We start from the raw sequence: 6,728 nt of genomic DNA, 5'->3' as shown, positions 1-6,728 counted from the left end.
CGGGCCAACGAGACCCGCATGTGGTTCGTCACTTGCCAACCGATGATCTCACGGGTGTAGGCGTCCAACACAAACGCCGCATACACCCACCCGGCCCGGGTGGGGATATAGGTGATATCGGCGACCCACAGCATATTCGGCGCGGTCACGGCGAAGTTGCGCTCCACCAGGTCGACAGGACACTCGCCGGCGTCGGCGCTGCGAGTTGACGGTCTTTTCTTCCGCCGCCGGATCCCCTTCAGCCCGTCGGTCGCCATGAGACGCTCGACGGTGCAGCGGGCGACGTGACCGAAGGTGGCCTCGCGGTTGATCTCCGCCCACAGCTTCCGGGCGCCGTAACATGAGTAGTTGTCTTCGAAGATCCGGCGCAGTGCCCGGGTGATCTGCTTGTCCCGGATGGACCGGGCTGATTCAGGCCGTGATTTGTGGGCGTAATACGTGCTCAGGGCTATCTTCGCGCTGGTGGTGGCCAGGACGCGGATGATGGGCTCGACCCCGAACTGAGCACGGTTGTCGTCGATGAAGGTGACGATTACTTGTGTGGGCGGTCGAGCTCCGCCGCGAAAAAAGCCGAGGCTTTCTTGAGGATCTCGTTGGCGCGTTTGGCTTCGGCGAGCTCGGCCCGCAGCCTGCGGTTTTCTGTTTCCAGGTCCATCGATTCGGCCGGTGTGTCGGTTCCGGATTGCTTGTGGGTGCGGACCCAGACGCGCAGGGTTTCCTTGCTCACGCCGAGTTCGTCGGCGATGCGGGTGACCGCGCCCCGGGCGGTGACGGGATCAGCTTGAGCGTGGAGCACGAGTTCTACAGCGCGCTGCTTGAGCTCGACAGTGTATTTGGTGGGCATGTAAGGGTTTCCTTTTCCAATTTCCTACCCTCCATTAAACCCGGGGCGAACCACCCTGTGCGATCGCCGAGGGCCACCACCAGGACGGTGGCCAGCAGTAGACCGATGAGCATGAGCAGGATGGTCATTGGGAATTTTCCGGTTTGTGCGGACAGTTATCCCCCCTATTTTTACTCCCCCCGGACCGTTCCGGCGACAGGGCTCGGCCCCGGGGTGGTGCGGTGGTGCCTCAGACCACAGCGTGCCGGATGGCCTCCCACGCGGGCTGAAGCTGGGCCTCATAGTTTCGCCAGTTGTGCATCCCGGAGTCGAGATAGTCGACGGTGACCCCGGTGGCGCCGCTTCCGGTGAGTGCGCGCTCGAGGTTCTCGGTGCATTTCATCGCCCCCCGCTCAAGATAGATTCCGGCGAGCATGTTGTAGAAGGGACCGTCCGCGTAATCCTCGATGTCAACATCGCCGGCGGCACCGTTGGCCGCGGACAGGTACACCGCCATGTTCCGAAGTCCATCGGGGTTTCGGACGATGTCCTGTGCATTCCAGGTCGGGGAACCCACCGGACCCCACATGTTGTTCAGGTCGCCACCGCGCGAGGCCACGATCAGCTTCGCGGTCTGCTGACCGAGGGTGTCCCTCGTGGAGTAGCAGCCGGAGATGCCGATGGTGGCGTCGAAAAGCTCCGGGTGGTGGTTGGCGATCCGGACCGCGCCGCTGGCCCCCATGGACAGCCCACCGATGGCGCGTTTTCCGTTGAAGTTCACGGACGCATCCGCCTCGAGGAGGGGGCCGAGTTCCTCGGTGATGAATGTCTCCCACTTCATGGTTCCCAGTGCGGGATCCTCCTGCTGCCAGTCGGTGTACATGGAGGAGGCCGCGCCCAGGGGCATGACGACGGTGACGTTCTCGTTTCTGAAGACGTCACCGACCGCACCGGTGTTGACCCATCCGGAGGAGCGCATGTTGCCGCCGATGCCGTCCAGGAGATACAGGATGGGGGCATCCGCCGTCGTATCGGCGGGACGGACCACCTGGACGTCAACGACGCGCTTCATCGATGGCGAGGCCACCTTCCACCGCTCGCGACGTTCAGCGGCGTTCTCCACAGTGACGCCGCGCAGCTCCACCGTGGTGATGTCCGGGTCGGTGGGAAGAGGATATCCATCCTCACTGCTGAGGAAGGGGCCTGAGAAGCCGGACCCGCTGGACCCCACCGCTCCGGCACCGCTGAGCAGCCCGTCCAGCGCAAGCCCGGTGGATCCGACCTGCTGGGAGGATCCCGCGAGGAAATCCAGGAGGACATCATTGCCTGAGCCCTCCGTAACCGAACCGATCGGGTTGGAGTTCTCCGCGTGCGCGATCTGTGGGACGCCAAGCGAGAAACCGGCGGTCAGGGCACACAGGGCAATGGCACGCGACAGGCTTGTGGACAAGGGATCCTCCGAAAACTATGTGGTTAGGGGCGGCAGGAGATGCCGGATGGACGAACGCGTCCGGTGCATACCCCCGGGCGGATGCAGACCCCGGCTTAAGAGTCAGTCCGGGCGCAGACAAACCGGGAATCCTCAGCAGCCCGGACATGGACAAGGACGTGGTCACCCGCTTGGGTGACCACGTCCTTGAAGTGACCTTGACTACGTTGTCGGACTGACAGGATTTGAACCTGCGACCCCTACACCCCCAGTGTAGTGCGCTACCAAGCTGCGCCACAGTCCGCCGCCGCCGATGATCACGGGGATCATTTGGCAACGAGATCAGGTTACACCAGTGTGATCAGGCAAAGGAAATCAGCAGCTCAGACACTATTATTCGGGGCCTGGCCGACAACGTTGCCCGAGGAGTAAACCCACTTTCCATCCACGCGGTGAAAGACCGAGTCCTCCTCCTGCACGCCGGCGGCGGCACCCCGGTAGAATGCGCGAAATTTCACCCGCCCCCGGGTATCGAAGGGTCCGCCTCCGGCGGTCTCGAGGATGTCCAGGCGATAGAAGCTGATGCTCGGATCCAGATTCAGCATCTCCGGGCGGCTGGCGGGATCCCAGGTGCGCAGCAGGTAGTCTCCATCGCCGATGCTGAAGGCGCTGAACCGGGACCGCATGAGTGCCTCGGCCGTCGGTGCGAGTGCCACTCCGGAATGGAAACGGTTGCAGCATTCCCCGTAGGTCAGGCCGGTCCCGCAGGGGCAGCGGTGCGTCGTCGTCAGCTCGTTCATCAGCGATCCTCCTCCTCGATGATCAGGCCGCTGCCGAGGAGCTGTTCAAACTCCGAGGTGCCGGCCGCGGCGAGCAGCTCGGTGCGCTCATCCTGGGTCAGGGAGCCGATGAGGAATATCCTTCGGCGCAGATGAACCTTTTCGGTGTTGCCGACGATCCGCGACACGGTGACCCTGACATCCTCCAGTCCATGGATTCGGGACTGCGCCGCGGCCGCCCGGATGCTCTGGGAGGTTGCGGCGGCGAGAGCTGCGATCAACAGTGAAGCGGGCGTGTACCCCAGGTTCTTCCCCCCGGCCTGTTTATCGCGGTCGGTGATCAGGCTGTGACCCCCGGTTCGCACCACGTCGCCGAATTTGCTGGAGGCGATTGAACGCGCCTCGGCAACGCCCGCGGGAAGCACATCGGAATCCAGGGATGCGTTCTCCGGCTCCAGGTAGGCATCCACCCAGCTGCGGATCAGCTTGGCAGCACGCTGTGCCGCACCATCCCTGGTCAGCAGATGGTCCGCCCTGTCCAGGGCGACCAGGGACTTGGGATAGCGGGTGACCTGGAAGATCAGCTGGGCGTTATCCACACCGACGGTCTGATCGGTGGGGGAGTGCAGTAGCAGCAGGGGTCGGCGGAGCCTGCGCAGGTGCTCCTCGGGATTCGTCTCGGCCAGATCCTCCAAAAACTCCCGGGATATGGTCACCTCCCTGCCTCCGAGGGTCAATGCCACGGCGCCGTGCTCGTCGACCTCGCCGATGTGGTCGGCGAAGTGCAGCACCGCGTGCGCCGGGTCGAAGGGTGCGCCGATGGTCGCCACCGCCCGGAGGGAGGCGATCCGAGACGCCGCCTTGAGTGCGGCGGCGCCACCGAGGGAATGGCCGATGAGCAGCTGCGGTGCGGAGTGGTTCTCGCCCATCCATTCTGCGGCAGCGACGATGTCCCGGACATTGGAGCTGAAGCTGGTCCTGGAGAATTCACCCTCGGACTGTCCGAGGCCGGGGAAATCAAAGCGCAGACAGGCGATACCGGACTCCGCGAGGGTCTTGCTCACCCTGGCGGCCGCCGGCGTGAAGCGCGAACCGGTGAAACAGTGTGCAAACAGGGCGTAGGCGATGGGATCGGTGTCCGGTAGATCGAGGGTGGCCGCCATCATCAGACCTTCGGATGAGGGCAGCTTCACGCTGACAGAATGCACGGGGGACGGACCTTTCGGGAGGCGGTGAGATTCACAGTCACTCCCACCCTAGGTGGTGGCCCGTGGGTGGTCATGCGCTATGACCTGTGTACTTGGGCAAGTTCATCCCCGGGGTGAAACGCACGTCACGTCACACGGGTGGGTTAGAGTTTAGGGGATGTACTCATCTAGGCCTTTGGAGGTATAGCGGTGGCCGGTTTCGATTGGTTCTGGAACGCGCTCGGTGGCAAGTCGGGGCGAAACCAAAAACGCAGCCTCGCCATCGTGGACCGGGCGCAGGCGGCGTCCGCGGACCTGTCCCGCCTCGATGACGCCGCGCTGGCGGCACGGGCGCGGGAGCTCGCGGCGTCTGGCTCATTGTCCGATCCGGGGGAGTTCCTGGCTATTCTCGGTGTCGCATCAGAGCGCAGGCTCGGGCTGAGTCCGTTCCCGGTCCAGTCCCAGGCGGTGCTCAGGCTGCTTGAGGGCGATGTGGTCCACATGGCCACCGGTGAGGGAAAAACGCTGGTGGGGGCCATGGCGGCCACCGGTTTCGCGCTCATGGGCAAGACCGTGCATTCAATCACGGTCAATGATTATCTGGCCACCCGTGACGCGGAATGGATGCGTCCACTCGTTGAGTTCTTCGGTCTCTCGGTCGCGGCTGTCTCCGAGGGGATGGATTCCGTTGCGCGTCGGCAGGCGTATGCCTGCGACATCGTCTACGCACCGGTGTCGGAGATCGGCTTCGATGTGCTCCGCGATCAGCTGGTCACCCGGCGCGGGGAGGCGGTCCAGCACGGGGCCGACGTTGCCATCGTCGACGAAGCCGATTCCGTCCTCGTTGATGAGGCCCTGGTCCCGCTGGTCCTGGCCGGGAATCAACCGGGCCGCGCGCCGCGGGGAAAGATCACGGATCTGGTCCGGCGCCTGAAGGAAAATGAGGATTACACCGTCGACGATGACCGCCGCAACGTCTACCTCACCGACAAGGGCGCCCACAAGCTGGAAACGGCACTGGGTGTGGGCAGTCTCTACGACGATGAGCATGTCGGGACGACCCTGGTGCAGGTCAACCTCGCACTCCATGCGCATGCGCTGCTGATCCGGGACGTCCACTACATAGTCCGCGACGGCAGGGTCGCGCTTATCGACGCCTCCCGCGGCCGCGTGGCCGAGCTGCAACGCTGGCCCGATGGACTGCAGGCCGCTGTCGAGGCGAAGGAGGGGCTAGCTGTCACCGAGGGCGGCAGGATCCTCGACACCATCACGCTGCAGGCGCTGATGGGCCGCTATCCCATGGTCTGCGGAATGACGGGTACCGCCGTGGAGGCCACAGACCAGCTGCGCACCTTCTACGATTTGCGTGTCTCGGTGATCGAGCGGAACAAGCCGCTGCGGCGTTTCGACGAACAGGACCGCATCTACGCCACGATGGCGGAGAAGAACCGCGCCATCATCGAGGAGATCACCGAGATCAATGCGCTGGGTCGTCCCGTGCTCGTGGGAACACACGACGTCGCGGAATCCGAGGAACTCGCTGGCGCGCTACGCGAGAGGGACATCGAGGTCAGCGTGCTCAATGCCAAGAACGATGCGGAGGAGGCCCGCATCATCGCGGAGGCCGGCGATATCGGTCGGGTCACCGTCTCCACCCAGATGGCCGGGCGTGGCACAGATATCCGACTCGGTGGGGCCGATGAGGCCGATCATGGCGCGGTCGTGGATCTCGGCGGCCTGGCGGTCATCGGCACCGCACGCCACCGTTCGCAGCGGCTGGACAACCAGTTGCGCGGCAGGGCGGGTCGGCAGGGGGACCCGGGGCTGAGTCTTTTCTTCGTCTCCCTCGACGATGACGTGGTGGTCTCCGGCGGCTCAGGCGAGGAGGTCTCGGCCCAGCCGGACGCCACCGGTCTGATTGATTCCGGCCGCATCCGGGACTGGGTGGAGCACTGTCAGCGTGTCACGGAGGGACAGTTGCTGGAGGTGCACTCCCAGACCTGGAAGTACAACCGGCTGCTCGCCGATCAGCGGGTGATCATCGATGAGCGCCGCGCGCGCCTGCTCGACACCGATCAGGCGTGGCGGGAACTTGCGGACCGCGAACCCGCCAGAGCCGCGGAACTGGACGCACTGGATGAATCGACGCGGGTCCAGGCCGCACGCGACATCATGCTCTACCATCTTGATTTCAATTGGGCGGAGCATCTTGCGCTGATGGATGACGTCCGCGAGTCGATCCACCTGCGCGCCATCGCCCGCGAGACGCCCATCGACGAGTATCACCGCATCGCGGTGCGGGAGTTCAAGGATCTGGCTCAACGTGCCTTCAACGACGCGGTGGCGACCTTCCGTGACGTAACCATCGACGCCGACGGAGCCCACCTCGACGAGGAGGGCCTGTCGCGTCCATCCGCCACGTGGACATATATGGTCTCCGACAACCCGCTCGCGGGCGGCGGCAACTCGGTTATCAGTGGAATAGGCAATATCTTTCGTTGATGTAATTC

6 protein-coding genes, 1 tRNA gene and 1 other annotated feature are annotated in these 6,728 nt (G+C 64.3%); of the genes, 1 reads left to right on the top strand and 6 read right to left on the bottom strand.

The features are described 5' to 3' along the window. The 6 genes from B7E02_RS14670 to B7E02_RS08600 form a co-directional block, all read right to left on the bottom strand. Nucleotides 1-521 (bottom strand): IS3 family transposase (locus B7E02_RS14670; RefSeq protein ID WP_245802201.1); only part of this gene is annotated, 521 nt, incomplete at its 3' end. Beyond that, nucleotides 444-572: a sequence feature (AL1L pseudoknot), on the bottom strand. It overlaps the preceding gene by 78 nt. Beyond that, nucleotides 533-844, bottom strand: coding sequence for a transposase (locus tag B7E02_RS08625; RefSeq protein ID WP_080792459.1), 312 nt, complete (start codon nt 842-844; stop codon nt 533-535). Its footprint overlaps the feature before it by 40 nt. 229 nt (nt 845-1,073) lie before the next feature. Continuing rightward, nucleotides 1,074-2,273, bottom strand: a complete 1,200-nt coding sequence (locus tag B7E02_RS08620; RefSeq protein ID WP_080795014.1) for an alpha/beta hydrolase — start codon at nt 2,271-2,273, stop codon at nt 1,074-1,076. A 209-nt stretch (nt 2,274-2,482) separates the two neighbouring features. Continuing rightward, a tRNA-Pro gene (locus B7E02_RS08610) sits at nt 2,483-2,556 on the bottom strand. A gap of 79 nt (nt 2,557-2,635) precedes the next feature. After that, nucleotides 2,636-3,052, bottom strand: coding sequence for a YchJ family protein (locus B7E02_RS08605; protein ID WP_080795009.1), 417 nt, complete (start codon nt 3,050-3,052; stop codon nt 2,636-2,638). After that, nucleotides 3,052-4,239: a bifunctional alpha/beta hydrolase/OsmC family protein gene (locus B7E02_RS08600; protein WP_245802232.1), complete on the bottom strand. Its 1,188-nt coding sequence runs from the start codon at nt 4,237-4,239 to the stop codon at nt 3,052-3,054. Before B7E02_RS08600 ends, B7E02_RS08605 begins: the two co-directional genes overlap by 1 nt. Before the next feature lie 189 nt (nt 4,240-4,428). Between B7E02_RS08600 and secA2 the strand changes: the two genes are divergently transcribed. Next, on the top strand, nt 4,429-6,720 hold the full coding sequence (gene secA2, locus B7E02_RS08595; RefSeq protein ID WP_080795005.1) for an accessory Sec system translocase SecA2: 2,292 nt from the start codon (nt 4,429-4,431) through the stop codon (nt 6,718-6,720). Nucleotides 6,721-6,728 lie beyond the last annotated feature (8 nt).

The sequence above is a fragment of the Corynebacterium pacaense genome, from assembly GCF_900169525.1.
GTDB lineage: Bacteria > Actinomycetota > Actinomycetes > Mycobacteriales > Mycobacteriaceae > Corynebacterium > Corynebacterium pacaense.
The sequence above is the reverse complement of the archived record's forward strand: the minus strand, read 5'-3'. Positions and strand labels throughout refer to the sequence as shown.

Coding starts and splice junctions, on each gene's coding strand:
- B7E02_RS08625 (WP_080792459.1), bottom strand. CDS start 844: ATGCCCACCAAATACACTGTCGAGCTCAAGCAGCGCGCTGTAGAACTC.
- B7E02_RS08605 (WP_080795009.1), bottom strand. CDS start 3,052: ATGAACGAGCTGACGACGACGCACCGCTGCCCCTGCGGGACCGGCCTG.